We start from the raw sequence: 19,738 nt of genomic DNA, 5'->3' as shown, positions 1-19,738 counted from the left end.
AATGAGGGCAATATAGCCCTATTTGGACACTCTCTCCGCCATACTGAGGCAAAAGCCCTTAATTTTCAGCGCTTCCCGAAATAGGCTGGTCTACCGCCCATATCCCGGCCCATACTCTTAATCGGACTGAGGCGCGAGCTTCTGGTCGTCCTCTATCGGCAAATTTTCTTCAGAATTCCGTCAATGTCACCCCGATACTCGTACTTCCTCGCTTCCTTTGGCAGGATGACACGAATAGATTTGATGACCTGACGTGTCTTCAGAAAGCTGGCGGTCGTGAAATAGGTGTCTCCGGTCCCGCTCTCCAAGAGCTTCCAGGTGCGCTCCTCACACGTCTCATTGATGCAGAGATACAGGGTCAGCTCTTCGTCCTTTCGATTTCCGACTCGTTCGAGTTCAGCAGGCAGCTTGTCTGCTCTAACATACAGACCGAGTTGGACCCGCTGCGACCTAGCAAAGTTTCTGCACCCTATCAGGGCCAGATTGAACTGATCCGCCTCACCAAGCTGAAGTTCGGCATCGAGGCCTGCCCCACCTTCTCCCTTGTGAAGATAGACGTTTGCGGCACAAGACTGCTTGGACCAAAGTCCCGTGAGCATGGCAAGGCTGAAACACAGGATGGCTTTATGTGCTCGGCCGATCATTTGTCGTCCTCAAGAAAGCTGCATGAGCCTCGTATCTCCCCGACCGGCTGTTGGCCATTCAGTAAGGTCGCTGTGTAGGTGAATGAATTCTGCCGACCGGTCTGAAGTAGATCAGCTCTCATGCTCCACGCCCGAGGCCAGGCCGGTGCGAGCCGCGGACTTGTTCCGACCCAAGACATTCTGTTGGCCGTCAAACTACCTTGAAATTTTACGCTGTCGAAAAGCTCAGTCGGTTTGGACTGCCTGCCGTCATTGTAATTGTGGACGATGGTTGCGGGGATGTTCAGTGCGCCGCCGTTATTGAACGATGCGCAGATCGTTATCGATCTGATCTCCCTGAAAGCGGTGGTTCGGAAATCGGTGGGGTCAGCGGTGAAGGTGTTCTTGTTGATCTTGCACCTCAGATTCCAGTCTTCGAATGCGTCATGTGCGCAAGCTTCTTTGTAGACGATGACTTCTGCTGAGCTGCTTGAGCAGTTGATTGCGATACAGATCGTTGCGATGCAGTAAGTTCTGAAAGGGTGCGCAAACTCCATAAAATGGTTCCTCTCGCTACAATTCAGACGCGACCGAACAGCGTGCGACAAGCAAGGAGACGTTGTCCCGCGCTCCGGCGCTAAATGCTTTCGCAGCAAGATGCTTCACGGCATGAAGCGGGTCCTTGGCTGTCTCCAATGCCTCGCTGATCGCGTGGCTGCTGACCATGTCGCTGAGGCCGTCGCTACACAAGAGCAGGGTCTCACCTGGCGCAAGCGGCGCGTCGACGAAGATGTGAGGTTCGACCATGATTGGAAATGGAGAGCCGCCCAAAGCTTGGGTGATGGCGTGGGACTTGCGGGGACTGATGTGGCTGCTCTCGCCTTCGGGTACATCGTCTTGGCTGAGCTGCACCAATTGGCCTGCGCTGAGCAGATAGCCGCGGCTGTCGCCGATGTTGAATGTGAGTAGTTGGCCGGCCGTCAGAACGGCTCCCACGAGCGTAGAACCCATGCCGAGCGCTTCCTCGTGCTCTCGCATGAGTTCGTAGAGGTGTCGATTGGTTTCCTCGATCGCCTCGGCGCAGGAGGCTGAATTTGAAAGCCGATCAACCGCAGCAACCAGGTAATCGAGCACGGCTCGGCTGGCCATCGCGCCGTGCGCATGGCCACCCATGCCGTCGGCGATCATCAGGAGGCAGCAATCGCCCGGTGACGTCACGACGAGCGGTGCGTCCATGTCGCCGGTAAGGATACGGTCGCCGATGGCAACGGCATCCTCATTATGCGGACGTACGCGCCCCCGATTGGTGAAGCCGGCAATGATCCAACTTGTCATGTGATCGCTCAGGCCTCGATGAAGGGAACCCCTATTATTGTGACGAAGCGCCACCTAACAGCTTGGCCTTCAGGCCGTCGAATTCAACCTGAGAAATCGCACCACGCACGAGGAGATCATGGATACGTTCCAGCTCTTGCACGGTGGATGTCTGTGGCAAAGGTGGAGGGTCGACGAGCTGAATCTTCTTCACGTCGTTGATGAACAGGTTGAGACCGGACTCGCCCCCGCTGCTTGTAGAGCCTATTCGGTGAGCCACCCGCATCGCCCACACCATCGCGACTCCCCATCCGATGATCGTGCCGCCGAAGGCGATATTGATGACCATGATGATCCAACGGTTGGGGTGGTTGCGCCGGAATGCTACGAGGGTCGGCGCGATGTAGATGATCCCGATGGCCAGGAAAAAAATCACCAGGAAAATAAAGTCGTCGGTATGGGAATCTGTTTGCACGTCACGCCGCCCGCAAAATGATCGACGCGATGAACGATGCGATCCAAACAAATCCATAAAATGGAGTCTGACGAAGACGTTGCGCGCGCACGAAAAGATAGACTGGAGCCAAAAGCAGTGCGAAGAGCGTTAGCCACCCCGCGCTGTAGCCGGCACGCTTGAGCTGTTCCGTGTCGATTAGGCACAGCCCCGCATTCGTCAACACCGGAACGAGCCAACTGAGCGGTGATAGAAACGCGTCGAAAAACTCGTCACCTGCCGGATGGCTGTTTTGGTAATTGAGTAGAGCGACGTCAACGAAGAGATAGACAAGTGGCGCGAAGGCGAGCGCCCACACGAAACCATTGTTCACGTGGTTCGCGGCGATGGGCGGTGGAGTATCCTTGAGCTCTGTCCCGAGTTCTGTTGTGCGCAATGGTTGCCAGTCAGCCAAGCCTTTACGCCAGACTGGGGTCTCTCCGTCGATCATCTGAGCCGCCAATAATTCGCGTAGCTTGTCGGAGGGCACAGGGCCTTTGCGCTGGCCGCCTTCTGCATAGAACCATGCATCGTCCCTTGCCGCTGTATCGCTCAAATTGGCCCCCCGGTGTTGATAGCCCGCGCTTGGTCTAGATTCGGTTGTTGGTTTGTAATGTTTCTAGCGGCGCGAAGTCCAGAATTTTGTCTGTTTAAAGCGGTGGGTTAATAAGCGGTGCCTTGATTGCTTGAGGCATGGACCTCCGCCAAGTCTTTGCTGCGAACTTGCGCCGCTTTCGGCACGCCAAAGGGCTGTCCCAGGAGGATTTGGCCTATGAGGCCGGCGTGAACCGGACCTACATGAGCAAGCTGGAAAAGGGTGGGACGTTCGTAGGCCTGGAAATAATCGGAAAGCTGGCAAAGGTACTGGACGTCGAGGCTGCCGAGTTTCTGAAGCCGCCTCCCAAGAAGGCGCGGAAAAAGTAGTCTTCTTATGGAAAGAGCCCCCGATGAAGGGGCTCTTTGAGCTTCGCACCTTGCGGTTTCATCGGGCTACGCCACGTTTCCGAAAGCCCCTCACGTGCCGGTACCCCTAGCCGCTGCTCTGGGGAGACTCGCACGAAGCTCAATGTTGATTCATTGGGAAGAGACCGATGTTTACTCGCGTGCATTGTACAGGCGGTGCTCAGAAGGATGCGTCGCAGTCTCACTCCAGAGGGGAGGTGGAAAATGCGATTGCAGCGGCGTGTGGCATCGATATTTTGATTACGCGCACGCCATAGGCGAGCTCTCCGCTTCCTCTCATTAAGCCAATGGGCATACGTTCATCCAGCGAACCCTCCGCAAGCTGATGTGATGTGGTATTCGAACGCGGCAACTTCGCCAAAAGGCATTTAGCGAATGCGCCACCAATTATTCGTTGGCTGAGAAGAATTGTTTGAGTCGATCGAGCTCAGACCCGGCGTCCTCAATTGCTTGTGCGAGCTCAGTCAGGTCGTTACGTGTACACTCTCCCAGCGGTTTGCCATTAGGCATCATCAAGCTGAGCATATTCCCCTCTTTCGCGGCAACCTCGATCCGACCCCTCAAGGCCAAGGCTTCAACAGCGGACATCCTTAATTTCGATTTCGTTTTTCGTTTGTTTGCATGATTACTTTCGACATTGTTTGGAGCGTTGCAGCACGCAGCATGGACTAAAAGGCGAGGACAGCAAAAGCGCCTTTCTGATTTATCATACTAAGCGCCTGTGGACACGGGATCGAGCTGCCTATGGGACTGTCTTGTCTGGACGCATGCGGACGAAGAACGGGTGCCGGAACTTTCTGTCCGCCGTGAGCTCGAGGCAGCTAACCTCGATGACTTGGCCAACCAACGTTCGGGCCTTGGCTTCGGCCCACAGAGTCTCGCGTTCGCTGTCGGAGAAACCCGCGCCCACGGCGCCTTTTACAGTTGTGACGAAGCCCAACCGGCCGCCATGCTTGCCTTTGCCTTCAGCGAATCCCGTGATGAGGACGTCGTGCGTCTCCGCAGGCTTGACCTTGATCCAATGGTCGCCCTGACGAAGGACAACACCCTCGTAGCCCAGGTCATTGGCGCGTTGGAGCTGGGCGCGTATGTCCGCGGGGGTGGGGTTGGTCAAGCTTCCCCAACGAAGGCGCTGGTCGAGAAGGGCGAGGCCATAGAGGTGTTCTTGTGCAATCGAGGGCGTGTCTTGCTTGAGACACCTGGTACGGGTCGCCCTGATTGTGTCGCGGAAGTTGTTGACGAAGACCTCGCAGTCTCGCGGTTGACCCGCGCGCCAAGGAGGAATGTTATGGAGACTCTTATTCGCCCGGCTCAACCAGCCGCGCTTGTCATGCCATATCGCACGAACTCCATCCAGTTTCAGCGTCACCAACCAGTCACCCGCGAGAGCCTTTCCATTCCATGAACGTGGATTGTTGATCTTTCGGTCCGTCATGGGTCCCGTGGCAGCTAGGTTGTTGTCGCCGGGATTCGGGGAGTACTTCGAAATGTTACGTTGGAGGCAACCGTCCTGAAAACGCTTCGCTTCGTGGGTTCTTCGAATTGAGCGGGCGCAGGGGTAGTGCAGGGAAGGGAGGGGTAGGAGAGCGGAGGGGTGGGCCGACTGGTCGGCGGGGGCAGAAAATATAGTCGTGTTTCACGCGCCGACCGTGTGATTTTTTCGCGCCAGTGGGAGAGCGATGCATCAACGCCGTCCCTTTTACCGCGACGGGGCGTTTTGAATGCGAGGACACGGTTGCAGTCGAATTCCGTCTTAGTGCCCGAGGTAATCACATGCGCAAGCTGCGACCTCTTGAGAGTCGACCGGGGACGTATCTGCGCGGCAGTTCGGGCACGCGTCGTCGCAACCGCAGGACCATGTGTCTTCCCACGTGGTACCGCAGCTTGCGCATTCGTAGAAATTGATGAAGGCAGGCTGACAGTGGGGCTCATGGCCCCACTGGTGATTGCACTGCTTCCTTTTCTTAGGCAACGATGCGGCCTTTGGCTCGGGCTTCAGCGGCGTATACCGAAATCGGCTTGTCCGGGGTGAAATGAAGGTCCCGTTCCACGGGAAGGCCCAGGCGACCTCTGATCTCCTCGATTTCCGCGAGGCTGACCCAGCCGAGCTCCGGATGCCCGAGACCCAGGTCACACAGGCCGAACAACCGATCCGGCTCGTCAGGGTCACACTCTACGAGGAGCCAGGTCGCGCCTGCGTCAGGCGTGAACAGTTTGACCACCGGAAAATGGTCGCGCTCATCCGCCAAGGCGTTCGCGAACAAACGAATCTTCAATTCGTCCGGTAGAAGAGCTGAGTCATGCATTCGCAGCATCCGTGACTTCGGAAGAGCTCGCGGGATGAGCCGGTCGGCTTCGCTTCTTGCGAGAGCCCTCTTGAGGACGAAGATTCGTATCATGGGCGGCTTGATCTGCGACCGGACTCGGCGTCTCATTGACGGGGGTCTTCGGCGCAATGACCGCAAGAGCGGCGTCATAGACGCGCTGGAAGTCGCAGTAGCGCTTCCAAAGCTGGTCAGCAGTTTCCCCATCGCCTGCCACGTCAATGGCATCGATGAACGTCTCCAGGGTGAAATGCTGGAAGCCGACGCGTGATCGATCGGTCTCGTCGATCGGCAGCAACTCGTTGGCATAGACGAAGAAGGCGGCCTGGACGCGCCGATTGAGCCGAGGCCCGATGCCGATGAACATAGCGCGCGGTGTTACGCCGTTGTCGACCGCAAGCTGGCTGAGGCAATGTTCACGGGCCAATTGCTCGACCGGTATGGAACGAAGGATCGGGCTGGTGGGATCCTTGAATAAACGAACCTCCTTAAATGCCTGTTCGTAGCGTTCCCGCCAGCGTGCCGCGGGGCCGGTCATGTCTTCGCTGTATTTCATCTCGGCATAGACGATGCCGGACCCGCCTTCCGGTGTCTTGACATGAACAGCGACGTCGAAGGCGGAGCGATCGGCGAGGAAGCGGTCATCGCGCCGTCCAGGAGAATGTTCGAAGACGACTTTCTCGACCGATTGGACGAAGTCGGGCAGAAGTTGACGGAACACCTTGGTGGCCAGCTTGACGTCGAGCGCCAATGGACCGAACGCATTGAACACCAGCGGCTGCGAGCTCAACGAATTCGCAACGAGCCGATCTTCGTCTATGGCGGCGTCGTCTTCGCGGAGAAGCATTTCGCGTAGCGCGAGGAGGTGGATTTCGGGGGTCAGGAAATTGAGGCCGGCCTCCGCGGCATCGGAGCTGAGATAGGAGCCGAGATGCGTGCTACTCGCGGCGTCGGGAATTGCATTGGCGATGCCGTGGTCGCGCATCCAGAAAATTTGGAGCATACGGGCGCAGCGGCGGAATCTTGAGTCAATATTGCATGTGCCGCCGTATTCCTGAAGCATGCGCTCCGGCACCCAAGGGGTCTGGGTGAGTTGCGTGAATTTGGCTTTTCTTTTCCGGGTGCCTGATGAGGCGGAGGCTGGTGTCGTTGCTTCGGTGTTGCTCAAGGTGTCTCTCTCTCTTGTTGTTGCCGTTGTGGCGAGAGAGATTCAGCGAGCCGATGGTGGAATTGACGTTGGTTGACGGGACGAGAAAGTGATCCGATCCTAGATCCAAACCAAGAAACCAGCCGACCGGCCTCTAAATGATCGGCAAATTCAATTCACGCGATTGTGATAATGGGTTTTCATAGGTTCGTTCTTTGTTCCTCTATATTGTATGGGTGCTCCGCTCATGACGTGCCGAGGCCCGACCATGAGAGGGGCCAATGGCCGATCGATCAGATATTCCAAAGAAGATCAAACACTTAACTCTTGTCTGGGCGCGTGATGTCGGCGATAGCACGTCCACGTCCACGTCCAAGTCACCCAAGGGGACGTCGAAGGCGCCGAAAGCGCCAACTAACGCCGCGCCTTCGGTTCCCACCGCACCTGCCGAACTCGAAAACGCCGATCTGTTCGAAACTTTGCCCGACGGCTACTTCGACGACGACTTTGCGGACCTCCCCGACGACTATTTCGAAACCTTGAATGATGTAGACTCCAAAGAGATCGAGAAGGCTCGCCTTCGCTTCAAGGACATCGACAACACTGAGGAGCTGTCGCACGCGTTCCTATTCGGCGAATATGATTGGTGGTGCTTTCCTGAACTCCACGACGAGTTGCGTCGCGCGTGCTCGGGCTCCGGCCCACTTTCGCGACGGCTCGCACGAACGGCAGGGTTCGAATTCATCGTTGGTTGTGCAGAAACGGTCGCCTTCCGCGGCGACGGGCCGCTCTCCACGCCGTTGAAATTCACATCCAAGTACGCGGAAGAGCCTACGTGGGATGAAGAGGTCATCACACTCAATGAGCCATACCGTCAGGATGCTCTCGAACTCGGCGGATGCTTGTCCTTCATGATGCATTGACGGCTTATGCCTCCATCCACTCACCCGCGGCGGCCGTAACTGGCCGCCGCGTTGTCATGAAAAGCGCCGCTCGCACCCAGTCGTGCGCCTAGATAAAGGCGCGCCAAACAGTATTAACTAGGAATTCTCGTGAAACGTCTTGCCTTGAAATATCGCCCAAAGACCTTCGAACAAGTTGTAGGCCAGGAATATCCAAAACGGATCATATCGCAGCTCATTCGGAACGGGCAGAGTTGCGCAAATCTGCTCCTGCACGGCAGCGTAGGGTCTGGCAAAACCACGCTGGTGCGCATTTATGCCGCGGCCTTAAACTGCGAAGCGCCTACGGCAACGGGTGACAGATGTTTCGCTTGCAGACAGTGCAAGGCTTGGGATGCTGGCGACGACACCGGCTTCACCGAACTGGACACCCCGAAATTCAGGGAGCGGCGCGCGCTTGAGATTGAGATCGACCGCCTGTTGGAATCCGCGAAGTGTGGCAAACGGACGGTGATCTTTCTGGATGAAGCGCATGTGCTATCGAAGTACCGGGACAGCTTCGACTTTCTCCTAAAGAGCGTCGAAGAGACGCCGCCAGGTGTGTCTTTCTGTTTTGCAACGACAGCAGTGGAGAGAATTTCTGATGCGTTGCGCTCTCGCACCATCATGTTGGAGCTTCGGCCCCTGACCCATGAACAGAGTGTCGGCCTTCTCGCCCGTACCGCAAGCGAGGAGAGTCTCACCTTCCATCCTGAAGCCCTTTCGCTGCTGGCAGGCCTGGGTGAGCATCAGCCGAGGAACATGCTTCAGGCTCTCGATAAGATGGGTCTGACTAGCGATGGAACAAAAATCACGCGGGATCGAGTGGCTGACGTCTTTGGCGTCGACTACATCGAACATCTCATCCAGTATTTCGAGGCTCTCGGGGCGGGTGACTTCAATCTGCAGACCAGGAGGTTTTTGCGGTGGTCGGATAGCGTTCGCAACAAGGCGCGCTTAATCCAGCTGTTTCTGGTGGGGTTGTACTACGTCGAGCTCTGCGGACTGGACGTCTCGGTCGAACCGGTAATCGCATCCATCAGAGAGGAGGAGCGCAGTCGCGTCACCAACGCGTTTATGAAGAGGTTGCCGACCATAGATCTGAAGGCGTTTTTCGAAAGCTTATTGAACGCGTGGCCCGTCGTTACCAGCGATTTGAGTGACGAAGCGCTTCTAGCTGTTTTGATGCGTTTTCAGGCTAGCGTGAATCGCGGCGAGATCGTTCCTCGATCGAACGAGGCGGAGCGCATCACGGCACAACCCGTGGGGCAAGAGGTCCCAATAACTGCGTCGGGGCGGATTCTCCGCAAGCGGGATGATGAGGATGCGCCCAAAGATCCAGCTTATCTGCACCGGAGCCACGTTCGTAGCATCTTTGCCGCCGCGTCATTCTTGGTGCAGCAAGGCCACCCGCCATTCAATGCCCGAATCATAATTCGACACCGTCTCTTTGGCCACGAAGAGCAGGCGGAAGCGTCCAAGCATTTCGCTAAGTTTAGCCAGGCTCTGAAGGGACAGCTCGAAAACTGGGGCGGCTCCGGTCTTCGAGTGTTCGTTCAGGAGCGAGACGAGGACGAAGGATCATGTGGTCGGGTTATCGCCCATGTTCCGGATGCAAAGGTGGCCGACCGCTGGTTGAAGAAATGGCACAGAGGTGATCGCGTGCCGGGCAAGGAAGACGAAGCGATTACGCTCGAGATGGTGCCCGAGGGCGAAATGCTCGATGGGCATTGGAGTTGCGTGCGGTGGCTATGCGGGGGCTTCAACCCAACTGATCCGATCTTCGCCAAACTGAATATCGAGTCAGCGTACCGACGTGTTGCCGGAAACATCGGCAAGCGAACGCGGCTGGATTTTTCCGAGCCGCTGGGGGCAGCCGCGAGGCGAAAAGCTGAGCTTGAGTGTGGGGTGGATCTCGTCTCCGCGTTCGATGACAAGCAATGGGGCCGTTTGTACGACGGCTGGGAACTGGAGGAGTTCAGGTGCCGCAAAGAGCAGAAGCTGCTTTGGCAAGCTGCGCTTGCGGACGTGGTGGCGCGGTATCCCCTGGATGGCTCGGCCCGCTCGAAAGAAGTGCAGGACTATGAGCTGGAGGAGCTGCGCAAACGCTGGGCGGCAAGCGCTCCAGTGCGACCGTGGGCGATTTGGAGCCGCCCTTGAGTACACCGGTTATGATGACTGACATTGAGTTCGTGCAGCTGCCCGAGCTCACCCAGAAGAATCATCTCTATCTCTATCGTGAAAATTCGGCTCTGTTGCGAGCCACTGTTCGCGCGAAGGTGATCAGACAGGCCGAGCTCGATGGGCGTAAGCTGAAAGATGTTTCGACATCTTCCCAGCGCGTTGTGAAGCCGGGCGCACTCGCCCTCCAATCGCAAGCTCGAGAGCCTAGCAGCCCCGGTGGTGACGGACGGCCGGACTCCGATAAGAGCGACGCTTCAGTGGAACTGTCTGAGAACGTGGTTTTGCCCAGTTTGCACGTGACGGTTGCTGAGGCTTCCTTGCTCAGTGACACGCTTACCGTGCACGATCTCGGCGATAAGACGCTGAGGCATCCACCGCTGGATGATATCGAAACTGCCCTGGATCTAATCGCAAGAGATGCTGCGCTCCAGTCGCTTTGTTTGCTCGTACCGGGAACGCACGAGGTCGTCAAAACCGATGCTTGGCGTGCCGCTGTCGGAACAGTCGGTCTCATCGAGGAGCCGATGGTTAGCCTTGATAGTTACCTTCCTGTCGCGCGTAGTTACTTTCCGCAAAGTCGACTGGGCAATCTGAGCCACCTCTCGGGCAATCGACGTTTCTTGACGCGATTGAGGAAGTTCGTCGAGCAGGGGACGTGCACGCCGTTCGAACTATCGCGTCAGATTGATCTGATCGTCTTGGGCGAAATGGAAGGCGGCGAATTCCGTTTTAACGAGGAGACAGAGACGAAGCGCAGGAGACGGTGGGTTCTGCCTGAGACGCTGAGGCGGTTCTTGGACGATCGCGATGGCGCATCATTCTCAGCACTAATGCAGTTGGTCGATGGTCTGCACCATAACAGGATGCTCGATCCCAGTGAAATCTTGACGAGGCTCTATCGGGCGACAACCGCAACCCTGGAAAGTCGTGACAGGCGCTATCGGCGCGTTGAAGATCCCATGCATTGCGTGTGGGCTGCGTTACTCTTGGCGAATGAGCACAGGTTTCTGAACGGAAATGCGTTCGTCTCGATGGACTATCTCTGTCAGAAATATAGCCGGGTTGCGGGAGCGCCAGCTTGGTTTTCTTCAGGTGATGGGTGGCAGGCAATTGCGCCATTGCTGGAGATCAACACAGTAAAAGAGCCGAGCCGACTGGATAACGCGCGGCTTGAAGTGCAGCGCGCCTTGCGCGCGCGGTTGGAAGCAATGACGGGAAACGGCGTCGATTGGTTTCATTGCCTAACCAGCTTGGCAAGGAGCGGAGAAGCCCCTGATTCGTCAAATGAAGAGCCTTTGATGGCGGACGCGGAGTCCGATTGATGAGACAATCGCTGGACACTTATTTGGAGCGGGAGCGGCCGCGCTCGTTCAAGGACATCTTGGGTCATGAGCGGTGGTTCGAGACGTTGCTTTCCAACCTGAAGAGAGAGCGCGCAACGAATTCGCATCAGCCGATCGCTCTGATCGGCTCGCCAGGCGTCGGAAAGCGAACATTGGTGAAAATGTATGCCCAGGCGCTGCTTTGTGAGCGGGCGCTTGCTTCACGGATCGATGGCGATCCCTGCGGCCATTGTTATGAATGTCGTGCGCTGAAAGAAGAACGAAGCTGGGGTTGGGTCGAGAAGGACGTACGTGGCGAGGATGGCGAGGATGATGATGCAGGGGTGTTGGAGAAAGCGCAGGGTGAGGCCCTTCATACGCTGATTGAGCGCGAGGGAGGCTTGAATACTGCTTCGGTGCGGGTCGTCGTGTTCAACAACTCCGAAGAGTTCACGGGCACCACCGCCGATATCGCCTTGAAGACCCTGGAGCGGGAGGTCTCGTCGAGCCTCTTTGTGTTCCTTGTGAATGACGAAGCGCGTTTTTCGGCCGCATTGCGATCGCGGTGCAACGTTTATCGTGTTGGGCCGATATCGGTGGAGGATATGGTCGGTCGTTTGTCGCTGATATGCGAGCGGCGGTCGGTGATGTTCGATGAAGCGGCTTTGCGGGCAGTCGCGGTTGCCGGCAACGGCTCATTTGGGGAGGCGTTGGCTATTCTCGCTCCCATCGAGCGCCGCGGGGATGTCACGGTCCAAAATCTTGTGCGCGAGCCGGAGTTCGGCTGGGGTCCGACGATGCTGGCGTGTTGGCGGGCTGTGCTGAGCGGTCACCGCGACGAAGCAATGTCGTTGTTTGGGAGTATCGGTACGCATGGTCCTATGCGGGTCAGGGCAATGCAAGCATTTCTCGTAGAATGCCGCATTCGCAAGGCGGCGGGCGGTCTGCCGGTGGCCGCGAGCGTGAGCCCGGCGTTGGGTCTTCTGTCGGCCGAAAGTTGGGAGCGCATTTTGCGGGATTGGACAGGGTGGTGCCAAGCTCGGGGTCTCGAGCTCGATGAAGCGATCGAACGGGCGCTCGGCTTTTGGGCTTCCGTGAAGGTCGGCGTGCCGTGGAGGGCCAGTTTCCTCAAGGGTTATGAAGACCTAACCGGAACTAGGTCGACCAGTAATGACCTGGAGATGGCGACCGGAACCGCTCTAATTTAGCCACTCTCGCGCTTGTTGATTTAGAAATGTTGATTTAGCACCTCGATTCCTATTGGAGCGATCAAGTGTTGGCAATTGCGGGGGGTCGGGACCGAATTGGGTGACCGGCTGGCCGGGTCAGCCAAGAGGCGGAATAGGCCTGTTCATGGGAGTGCTGAGATGAATTCGACAACGCGCAGGAAGCGGGGAGGGAGCCGTGAGGTCAGCCAACCTTTTGTCGAGCGGCCATTCGCGGGTCGCTGGTCGGAGGAGGAGGCCGCGGCCGCCCGTCGAGCCCGTGGGTTGGTGATCGGACGGTACGTGCGGAACGTGGATATGAGTGACCCGGCTTCGGTGCGAGCGGCTCTTGCGAATGAGCCCTTTGGTCATCTCATTCCGGATGAAGCGATCGAGAAGCTTTGCCGGGATGGAGATGCGGCGGACCTGTTCGCCCATCGATACCCGACCTGGCGCTATGGCATTGACCCGATCACATACCCTTGCTTTTTGCTGCCTCCGACAATTGAGGAGCTTGAGGGGATTGAAGACAAGGTTCATCTCGCCTCTCTCATACGAGACCTTGATATTCGTGGGACAACGCCGCGCATCCGGGCTCTAATACGGTCGACGGTTGAGCCCGAGTGGTCGTGGCTCGGGGAGATTGTCCAAGATCATCTTAATGTCGTGGAGGACAACTAGGCGCTTGGACTATCGGCCAGCATGAAAGAGTTTGGGACCATCGCTTCCACACCTCGCCTCGACGAACCCGTGTCGACGGAGAAAACTCGGCCTCAATTCACCGCCCTGTTTTCGGAACACAGCGAAAAAAGCGCTCAGCCTCTTCCGGATCGCTGATTGCTTGCCGGAGATCAAACCCGTTGGTTCCTTTCTGAAAGATTGGTTCGCGACTTACCTTTTGTTCGGTGACGTTAGGGTTGCGGGCCTTCAGCTTGCGCAACAGTGCGACGAACTCGTCGAGGCCGCGTTCGGGGTGGGCCTCTCGATCCCCATCCATGAAGATCGTCCCTTTGCCCGGATAGAAATTGTAAGGGCCAACCTTGATCTGGTATTCGGAGGTTTGTTGGTGGCGGATACGCTCGGCACGAAGCCGTTCAAGAGCGGAGTTCATTTGTGAGGTATTGCGTCCCTTATCCATGCTGTTCTCCTGCATTGAATTGTTCTCTGCGCAAAAGTGGGGGGAGTTCTCTAGGGAGGTTGGGTGTTGGATATTTGGAAGGGTGGGTAGGCAGACAGAGCAGGCAGACAGGGCAGACAGAGCAGGCAGAGCAGGCAGAGCAGGCAGAGCAGGCAGGCAGAGGGGTGAGGGGTGATATAGATTGGATCGGCAAGACGCTTTAGGTGTCGTTTTGCCATCTTGCCGTACGGGTGGAGCGTTTCGCGTTCGGCCTAATCGCGCGCACGCCGCAGCGCGGCTTGCAGCCGCGCTCTTTCCTTTTCCCACCGGTCATCTTCCGCGCGTGACCGTTTCTCGAGGGCCTCCACCTCGGCTTGGATGGCCGCTGCTTTCCTGTCGTGTTCGCGCTCACCCTGGTCCATTGCCGCTTGCGCTTTGGCCGTTGCCTTCTCGCGCCGTTCGCGCTCCCTTTCTCGGACAGCCTCTTCCCGCCGGCGTTCGGCTTCGCGGCGTTTACTCTCCTTCTCGAAATCAGCCGCGGCTTTTCGGGCTTGTTGTTCGCTGATCTTGGGAGCGGCTCGTTTCGCCGGCTTCTGCCGATGTCTTCCGCGCAGAGTCCGGTTCTCGCCGGATCTCAGATCGGACGGGAGGTCGGAGTGCTCGGCGAAGTTGCCATTCGATCCCGCCGGGCGCTTGAGCACCACGCCTGGCTTCGACATCGTGCGGCTACCACGCCGGGGTCGTCCGTCTCCTTGGCGACGCCCTGATGGAAGAGATTGCTGCCAGCGCCCCAGGCCTCGAGCGCCGCCTTCATAGACGGCGCCGCGATCGCCAGATCATAGAAGCCCAGCGACGTCTGAAATGTCTTGAGCTTCCTTGCCGTGGATATCGGCAGCCCCCGCGGCTTGGCCCTAGCGCCGGCGTGCAACCCATGTGCCGAGTAGGAACGCGACGAAGAGCGAGGACAACGGGGCCTGCACCGTCAACTTACGCAGCAGCTCGGCCCAGTGCAGCGCCGCCTCGTTCGCAGGCTTGCGCAGCGACCTGCGGGTCACGGCTGACTCCGTCTTGCCGCTCGGCTGCGGTGCGCCGACAGCGTCCTGATCGTCGACGAGGCCAGAGGCTTCTGTCATTGCGGAAGCTTCTTTCATATCCATGCGGTCCTCCTATTCCGACCTCAGGCTGACTTCCGCTGCGGCCTGACCGCCGGCTTCTTCGCCGCCGTCACATTGGGCTTCTTGCCCTCGATCGGCATCAGCATCTCCTTCTGACCACTCGATGCCTTGCGCGGTTTCTTGCCTGGCTTTGCGGCCTTTGCCGGCGCAGCCTCCTTGCCGACGGATCGGCGGAGCGCTTCCATCAGGTCAACGACGTTAGTCGATGCGGGCCGCTCTTTCGGCGTGATTGGCTTGCCCGCGCGCTTCTGGTTGATGAGGTCGATCAGCGCGGTCTCGTAGTGGTCCTCGAACTTCTCGGGCTCGAAGCGCCCCGCCTTCTGGTTCACAATGTGCCTGGCGAGATCGAGCATGTCCTTGGTGACTTTGACGTCCTGGATCTCGTCGAAATACTCCTGCTCGCTGCGCACCTCATAGGGATACCGGAGCAGCGTGCCGACGAGACCCTTGTCGAGCGGCTCGAGCGCGATGATGTGCTCGCGGTTTGTCAGCACCACCCGGCCGATCGCGACCTTGTTCATCTCGCGGATGGTCTCGCGGATCACCGCGAAGGCGTCGTGGCCCACCTTTCCGTCCGGCCGCAGGTAGTACGGGCGGATCAGGTAACGCGGATCGATATCGGACTTGTCGACGAATTCGTCGATCTCGATGGTGCGCGTGGATTCCAGCGCGATCTCCTCGAGCTCCTCCTTGGTGACCTCGATGTACTGGCCCTTGTCGAGTTCGTACCCCTTGACGATGTCCTCGTTGGGCACCTCGTCGCCCGTATCGGCGTCGACCTTGAGGTACTTGATGCGGTGGCCGGTCTGCCGGTTGAGCTGGTTGAAGCTGATCTTCTCTGACTCGGAGGTGGCCAGATAGAGCGCCACAGGGCACGTCACGAGCGACAAACGCAGGAAGCCTTTCCAGTTGGCACGGGGGGCCATGTACGCAGAACTCCGGTTCGAGACGGCCTGGATTCAAGACGAACGGCAGACCATGGTTCCGACAACGGCTGCCTCGCCATAAGTCCAATTTTTGGTCGGGGGCTCGACTCTTATGTTCTTGTTATGTTCTAATCGTAACATGACCGATCGACCCGCGAGCTGGCGCATGCCGACCCCCAAGCAAATGGAAAAGATGGCTGCTGGCGTCCGCAGAAACATGCCGCCGAAGCCCGGATTGGCTCCAGACGATGATCTGCCGCGGGAGTACTGGCAGGCGCTTCTGGACGACCCCCGCGCCGAAGCCAAGCCGGCAAGTCCGTGCGGCGGCACGCTGCGGTTAAGCCAAATTCCTCAACATGTTCTGAGGGTGAGCTGCCGCCGCTGTGCCAGGGTGGTCGAGATCCAGAAGGTCGACGCCGCTCGTCTCTACGGTCCGGACGCGCTCTGGAAAGATGTCGGACAGCGGCTGTTGGACAAGACCTGCACGCAGCGGACCGGGCGCCATGAGGAAGACGGCTGTTGGCCTGCGTTCGAATAGTCGCCGGCGCGTCCCAAACCTGGATGCTGCCATGGCACCGAAACATCACCCGACGCCCCTCTCCGGAGGAGACCGCAAGGCGCTCACCAAGGAGCTCGGCCGGGCACGCGCGATGACGACGATCCTCGCAGGACAGGCCGCCGAAGCCCGGGCTAAAGGCGAAGCGCTCATTCGTCAGGCCGACAAGTTGTTCTGCGAATCCTGGAACGAGCGCATGTGGGCGGATGGCGGGCCCATTGACCCATCACCGACGGTCGACCAGGCCATCAACGGAGGCTTCGCCTCGCTCGAGATCGAATGCTCGCGCTGCAAGACGAGACGGGACGTCGACCTGGCCGCGCTGCGTCATCCGCCGACCACATTTGTCCACGACTTGGCCAGCCGGCTACGCTGCAGCAAATGTGCTAAGGCCGGCCGTCGGCCGTCCGCCACGCTGCTGCAACTGATGTCGCGACCCCGCCTGGTCGCTCCGGAGAGTTGATCGTGTGCAATCTCTACTCAATGACAAAGAACGTCGACGCGATCCGTCGCCTGCTCGGCGCGCTGAACAGTGATGTCGGCAACCTGCCATCGACGCCCGGCATATTTCCGGACTATCCCGCACCGATCGTGCGTAACGGTGCCGAGGGACGCGAGATCGTCATGGCACGCTGGGGCATGCCGAGTTCGCAGCGGGCCCAGATGGACGCGACCAAGAAGCGCGCGGAAAAGCTGCAGGCCAGGGGGCAGACCGTCGATTTCAAGGAATTGCTGCGGATGGAGCCGGACGGCGGCACGACCAACATCAGGAACGTCAACAGCTCCCACTGGAAGCGGTGGCTCGGACCGGAGCATCGCTGCCTGGTGCCGTTCACGTGCTTTTCCGAGTACGATAGGATCGATGGCAAGAAAGTGCCGGTCTGGTTCGCTCTGGACGAGGCGCGGCCTCTGACCGCATTTGCCGGGCTGTGGACGAATTGGACCAGTGTGCCGAAGGCGAAGGAAGGCGAGATCACCACCGATGTCTTCGGCTTCCTCACCTGCGAGCCGAACACGGAGGTCAAGCGCGTCCATCCCAAGGCGATGCCGGTGATCCTGGAGACGGCGGAGGAGTACGAGGTCTGGCTCCGCGCTCCTTGGTACGAGGTGAAGTCGCTGCAGCGGCCTCTCCCGGAGGGCGCGCTGCGGATTGTCGCAACGGGCGAGAAGGAAGACCCCGCGCTCGCCGCGTGAGGAAGGCACTTTGGGCAAGCTGCTGCCAATTTGAGTTCGCCGCTGTGCACAGGGCGGCGGAACACGTGGAGAAGCGGCGCACCCAGCGATTTCGAATCCCTGCTCTGTGCTAACCGCCGGGAACGACGCGGACGGCACAAGGATTCGTCCGGGTGGGAGCGGTCTCGATGCTGATGACGAAGGAAAGACGGCCGACGATCCGGACGCTGCGCGGTTGGGTGATCTCGGTGCTGCAGGACGCCGGCGCCATCAGCGAGTGCGAGGAGCACGGCTGGATGCAGGACCGCGCCGACCCGCATGCGCGCGCCCGAGCTTTTGACATCGCCCGCCAGAATCCACCGGCGGGCGCCTCTCCCGAGGAGGCCGCAGCAGAAGTTCGGAAAGTTCTCGACTCGATCGGCGACACCTGCCCGGAGTGCCCGCCGCATCCCGATTAGTCCGCCTCTTCGCTGCGGGGGCCGAACATCGAGGGCTGCCGCATGCGAGCGATTTCGTGCAATGCCGTCGCCAGACGGATCCAGCGCTCCGGTCCATCCGTCGCCGCGGCCAGCTTCATCGCCGCTTCGGCTTCGCGCTCGGGATCATAGTCGCCGTCCATCGAGCCGGAATTTAGGCCGAAATCGTAAAAGAATCCGCGAAAGTGGGGTCCGTAGCAATCCGATGCCGCGCCACACCGCACGCTGCGGATCCGCCATGGTCGCGCCAACCCCCTCAGCCAAAGCGCTCAGAAGATTCCGAGAAGAGCAAACACCGCGACCTCGCCCAGGAACGCGAGGGTCATGATCGCCACCGTGAGAAAGACGTCACCTATCGGCATGAGGGGCATCGGCACGCCTTGCCTATCCTATGCCCCTGTCGTGAACACATGAGGACATGAAAAGTTGCGGTTCGCACGCCGGTTCCGGATATAGCGTCGGCACCCAGGACAGGCCCTTTTCACCGGGGCTGATTATCAACTCGCAATGTCATGCTGGTGCGTGACCGCGACGGGTTTGGTGATGGTGGTCGCGGTCCTGGCGCTGCTCTGAGTTCCCGCCCACTCTGGCCGCCGTCACACGCGCCTCCCCCACGTCGGAAGCCGGCGCTCCGCGATTTGTTCGGTCGGCGGCGGTCACGAGCTCTCTCGGGCGAGACCGGTCGCCTCTTCGCGGCCGTCGGCCCGCCGCTCCTCGGCTTGCTCCTTGAGATCGGCGGCCTTCTCGACCAAGCCCAAGGCGACCATCGGATCGGTGGTCGTCTTCGCGAAGTTGAGCAGGGTGGCCGCCTGTCGGTTCAGATACTCTCGACCCGCCACGACGGCGATCATTCACGCCTGGAGCCAAGATGTCATGCGCGCGGCCAAGGAGAGCAAACGGTCCAAGAGGTCCCGCTTCCTTCGCGACACGATGGTCGACGTCCAGATTGCCAGCCGCGGCATCCGGAGCAGGCGGGTCCTGTTGGCGATGCGGCAGGTCCCCCGCGAAATCTTCCTCGATCAGCGGTTCGCGGTAGCGGCGTACGAAGACACCGCGCTACCGATCCCCAAAGGGCAGACGATCTCTCAGCCCTACATCGTCGCCAAAATGCTCGAGGCCGCCGCGATCGCCAAGTCGGACCGGGTTCTGGAGATCGGCGCGGGTTCTGGTTATCTGGCGGCCCTCGCCGCCAATCTCGGCCGGGAGGTTTGCGCGCTGGAGCGCCATGAAGCATTGGTGCAGCGTGCCCGTTCGCGCCTTCGGCATCTCGGTTGCCGGAACGTGGATCTGCGCCATGGGGACGGCACCGCGGGATGGCCGGACGGTGGCGAGTTCGACGTGATCCTGGTGTCAGCCGCCAGCGCAGAGGTTCCCGCGGCTCTCAAGACTCAACTAGCTCCGTCGGGACGATTGCTGATCCCGCTCGGCAACCCTGACGGTGTGCAGCCGCTGACGAAGCTGACGCGCGCGCCGGACGGCCGTTTCGTAGAGGAGGAGATCGAGGAGGTGCGCTTCGTTCCTCTCGTTTCCGGTTGAGCAACTAGCGACCGGAGGCGCCCAAATTCGCACGCGGCACGTCAGGCCAGGGCTTGCGGTCGCTCAAACCCCGCATAATCGGTCGCGCCGTCATTCGGTTGCCGCGCTGCGGGAGGTGGCGCACACAAGCACCAGACCGAGGGCAACTGCGATCAGAAACGTTCCCGCCGATATTTCGACGTGACCGCGTCCCCGCCGCCGCTGCGTCTGAGCCGTGCACATCTGCCCGACCTCGCAAGCGATTCCGACCAACGGACGCGCTG

At 59.2% G+C, this 19,738-nt stretch carries 24 protein-coding genes and 1 pseudogene; 11 read left to right on the top strand and 14 right to left on the bottom strand.

What is annotated here, in order from left to right; all coding sequences use genetic code 11:
• Nucleotides 1-152: 152 nt before the first annotated feature.
• The 5 genes from JJB99_RS00975 to JJB99_RS00955 are packed head-to-tail and all read right to left on the bottom strand — an operon-like array spanning nt 153 to nt 2,986.
• Nucleotides 153-644: a hypothetical protein gene (locus tag JJB99_RS00975; RefSeq protein WP_200496974.1), complete on the bottom strand. Its 492-nt coding sequence runs from the start codon at nt 642-644 to the stop codon at nt 153-155.
• Complete coding sequence (locus JJB99_RS00970) at nt 641-1,180, bottom strand: hypothetical protein (RefSeq protein WP_200496973.1); 540 nt, start codon at nt 1,178-1,180, stop codon at nt 641-643. Before JJB99_RS00970 ends, JJB99_RS00975 begins: the two co-directional genes overlap by 4 nt.
• Nucleotides 1,181-1,196: 16 nt before the next feature.
• A complete protein-coding gene (locus JJB99_RS00965; RefSeq protein WP_200496972.1) occupies nt 1,197-1,958 on the bottom strand; it encodes a PP2C family protein-serine/threonine phosphatase in 762 nt (253 codons plus the stop codon).
• Between the two features lie 34 nt (nt 1,959-1,992).
• Nucleotides 1,993-2,412, bottom strand: a complete 420-nt coding sequence (locus JJB99_RS00960; protein WP_200496971.1) for a superinfection immunity protein — start codon at nt 2,410-2,412, stop codon at nt 1,993-1,995.
• Between the two features lies 1 nt (nt 2,413).
• Nucleotides 2,414-2,986, bottom strand: a complete 573-nt coding sequence (locus JJB99_RS00955) for a DUF4339 domain-containing protein (RefSeq protein WP_200496970.1) — start codon at nt 2,984-2,986, stop codon at nt 2,414-2,416.
• A 137-nt stretch (nt 2,987-3,123) separates the two neighbouring features.
• Between JJB99_RS00955 and JJB99_RS00950 the strand changes: the two genes are divergently transcribed.
• Nucleotides 3,124-3,354: a helix-turn-helix domain-containing protein gene (locus tag JJB99_RS00950; RefSeq protein WP_200496969.1), complete on the top strand. Its 231-nt coding sequence runs from the start codon at nt 3,124-3,126 to the stop codon at nt 3,352-3,354.
• A gap of 781 nt (nt 3,355-4,135) precedes the next feature.
• On the opposite strand, the gene JJB99_RS00945 is transcribed toward JJB99_RS00950, so the two are convergent.
• From JJB99_RS00945 to JJB99_RS00935, 3 genes are all read right to left on the bottom strand, one after another.
• The gene (locus JJB99_RS00945) at nt 4,136-4,762 is read right to left on the bottom strand and encodes an ATP-dependent DNA ligase (RefSeq protein ID WP_200496968.1); all 627 of its coding nucleotides are present in this window, start codon (nt 4,760-4,762) and stop codon (nt 4,136-4,138) included.
• 595 nt (nt 4,763-5,357) lie between these two features.
• On the bottom strand, nt 5,358-5,699 hold the full coding sequence (locus JJB99_RS00940; RefSeq protein ID WP_200496967.1) for a DUF2958 domain-containing protein: 342 nt from the start codon (nt 5,697-5,699) through the stop codon (nt 5,358-5,360).
• Entirely contained in the window at nt 5,692-6,885 is a 1,194-nt protein-coding gene (locus JJB99_RS00935; RefSeq protein ID WP_200496966.1) for a PGN_0703 family putative restriction endonuclease, read from the bottom strand. Before JJB99_RS00935 ends, JJB99_RS00940 begins: the two co-directional genes overlap by 8 nt.
• 260 nt (nt 6,886-7,145) lie before the next feature.
• Between JJB99_RS00935 and JJB99_RS00930 the strand changes: the two genes are divergently transcribed.
• The 5 genes from JJB99_RS00930 to JJB99_RS00910 all read left to right on the top strand — a co-directional run bounded on the left by JJB99_RS00930 (nt 7,146) and on the right by JJB99_RS00910 (nt 13,197).
• Nucleotides 7,146-7,787 (top strand): hypothetical protein, encoded by a 642-nt coding sequence (locus JJB99_RS00930; protein ID WP_200496965.1) that lies wholly within the window; start codon nt 7,146-7,148, stop codon nt 7,785-7,787.
• Between the two features lie 129 nt (nt 7,788-7,916).
• Entirely contained in the window at nt 7,917-9,965 is a 2,049-nt protein-coding gene (locus JJB99_RS00925; RefSeq protein WP_200496964.1) for an AAA family ATPase, read from the top strand.
• The gene (locus JJB99_RS00920; RefSeq protein ID WP_200496963.1) at nt 9,962-11,311 is read left to right on the top strand and encodes a hypothetical protein; all 1,350 of its coding nucleotides are present in this window, start codon (nt 9,962-9,964) and stop codon (nt 11,309-11,311) included. The genes JJB99_RS00925 and JJB99_RS00920 overlap by 4 nt, the downstream gene beginning before the upstream one ends.
• Nucleotides 11,311-12,519 (top strand): hypothetical protein, encoded by a 1,209-nt coding sequence (locus tag JJB99_RS00915; RefSeq protein WP_200496962.1) that lies wholly within the window; start codon nt 11,311-11,313, stop codon nt 12,517-12,519. Before JJB99_RS00920 ends, JJB99_RS00915 begins: the two co-directional genes overlap by 1 nt.
• 315 nt (nt 12,520-12,834) lie before the next feature.
• The gene (locus tag JJB99_RS00910; RefSeq protein ID WP_200496961.1) at nt 12,835-13,197 is read left to right on the top strand and encodes a hypothetical protein; all 363 of its coding nucleotides are present in this window, start codon (nt 12,835-12,837) and stop codon (nt 13,195-13,197) included.
• A 97-nt stretch (nt 13,198-13,294) separates the two neighbouring features.
• On the opposite strand, the gene JJB99_RS00905 is transcribed toward JJB99_RS00910, so the two are convergent.
• From JJB99_RS00905 to JJB99_RS00890, 4 genes and pseudogenes are all read right to left on the bottom strand, one after another.
• The gene (locus JJB99_RS00905) at nt 13,295-13,654 is read right to left on the bottom strand and encodes a hypothetical protein (protein WP_200496960.1); all 360 of its coding nucleotides are present in this window, start codon (nt 13,652-13,654) and stop codon (nt 13,295-13,297) included.
• 251 nt (nt 13,655-13,905) lie between these two features.
• Nucleotides 13,906-14,528, bottom strand: a pseudogene (locus JJB99_RS00900) (cell envelope biogenesis protein TolA).
• 16 nt (nt 14,529-14,544) lie between these two features.
• Nucleotides 14,545-14,766, bottom strand: a complete 222-nt coding sequence (locus tag JJB99_RS00895; protein ID WP_246775115.1) for a hypothetical protein — start codon at nt 14,764-14,766, stop codon at nt 14,545-14,547.
• Nucleotides 14,767-14,810: 44 nt separating this feature from the next.
• Nucleotides 14,811-15,734 carry a Ku protein gene (locus tag JJB99_RS00890; protein WP_200496958.1) on the bottom strand — a complete coding sequence of 308 codons (924 nt, stop codon included), beginning with the start codon at nt 15,732-15,734 and terminating at the stop codon, nt 14,811-14,813.
• A gap of 139 nt (nt 15,735-15,873) precedes the next feature.
• Here JJB99_RS00890 and JJB99_RS00885 point away from each other — a divergent pair, with 139 nt between their 5' ends.
• The 4 genes from JJB99_RS00885 (at nt 15,874) to JJB99_RS00870 (ending at nt 17,921) form a co-directional block, all read left to right on the top strand.
• Entirely contained in the window at nt 15,874-16,272 is a 399-nt protein-coding gene (locus JJB99_RS00885; RefSeq protein ID WP_200496957.1) for a hypothetical protein, read from the top strand.
• A gap of 31 nt (nt 16,273-16,303) precedes the next feature.
• The gene (locus JJB99_RS00880) at nt 16,304-16,753 is read left to right on the top strand and encodes a hypothetical protein (protein ID WP_200496956.1); all 450 of its coding nucleotides are present in this window, start codon (nt 16,304-16,306) and stop codon (nt 16,751-16,753) included.
• Between the two features lie 2 nt (nt 16,754-16,755).
• Nucleotides 16,756-17,484, top strand: a complete 729-nt coding sequence (locus JJB99_RS00875; protein ID WP_200496955.1) for an SOS response-associated peptidase — start codon at nt 16,756-16,758, stop codon at nt 17,482-17,484.
• Between the two features lie 167 nt (nt 17,485-17,651).
• The gene (locus JJB99_RS00870) at nt 17,652-17,921 is read left to right on the top strand and encodes a hypothetical protein (protein WP_200496954.1); all 270 of its coding nucleotides are present in this window, start codon (nt 17,652-17,654) and stop codon (nt 17,919-17,921) included.
• On the opposite strand, the gene JJB99_RS00865 is transcribed toward JJB99_RS00870, so the two are convergent.
• Together JJB99_RS00865 and JJB99_RS00860 are read right to left on the bottom strand one after the other, a co-directional pair.
• Nucleotides 17,918-18,082 carry a hypothetical protein gene (locus tag JJB99_RS00865; RefSeq protein ID WP_200496953.1) on the bottom strand — a complete coding sequence of 55 codons (165 nt, stop codon included), beginning with the start codon at nt 18,080-18,082 and terminating at the stop codon, nt 17,918-17,920. The genes JJB99_RS00870 and JJB99_RS00865 overlap by 4 nt on opposite strands.
• A 513-nt stretch (nt 18,083-18,595) precedes the next feature.
• Nucleotides 18,596-18,790 carry a hypothetical protein gene (locus tag JJB99_RS00860; protein WP_200496952.1) on the bottom strand — a complete coding sequence of 65 codons (195 nt, stop codon included), beginning with the start codon at nt 18,788-18,790 and terminating at the stop codon, nt 18,596-18,598.
• A 22-nt stretch (nt 18,791-18,812) separates the two neighbouring features.
• Between JJB99_RS00860 and JJB99_RS00855 the strand changes: the two genes are divergently transcribed.
• Nucleotides 18,813-19,475: a protein-L-isoaspartate(D-aspartate) O-methyltransferase gene (locus JJB99_RS00855; protein ID WP_246775114.1), complete on the top strand. Its 663-nt coding sequence runs from the start codon at nt 18,813-18,815 to the stop codon at nt 19,473-19,475.
• The last annotated feature ends 263 nt before the right edge of the window (nt 19,476-19,738 follow it).

The sequence above is a fragment of the Bradyrhizobium diazoefficiens genome (genome assembly GCF_016616235.1).
GTDB classification, from domain to species: Bacteria; Pseudomonadota; Alphaproteobacteria; order Rhizobiales; family Xanthobacteraceae; genus Bradyrhizobium; species Bradyrhizobium diazoefficiens_H.
The sequence above is the reverse complement of the archived record's forward strand: the minus strand, read 5'-3'. Positions and strand labels throughout refer to the sequence as shown.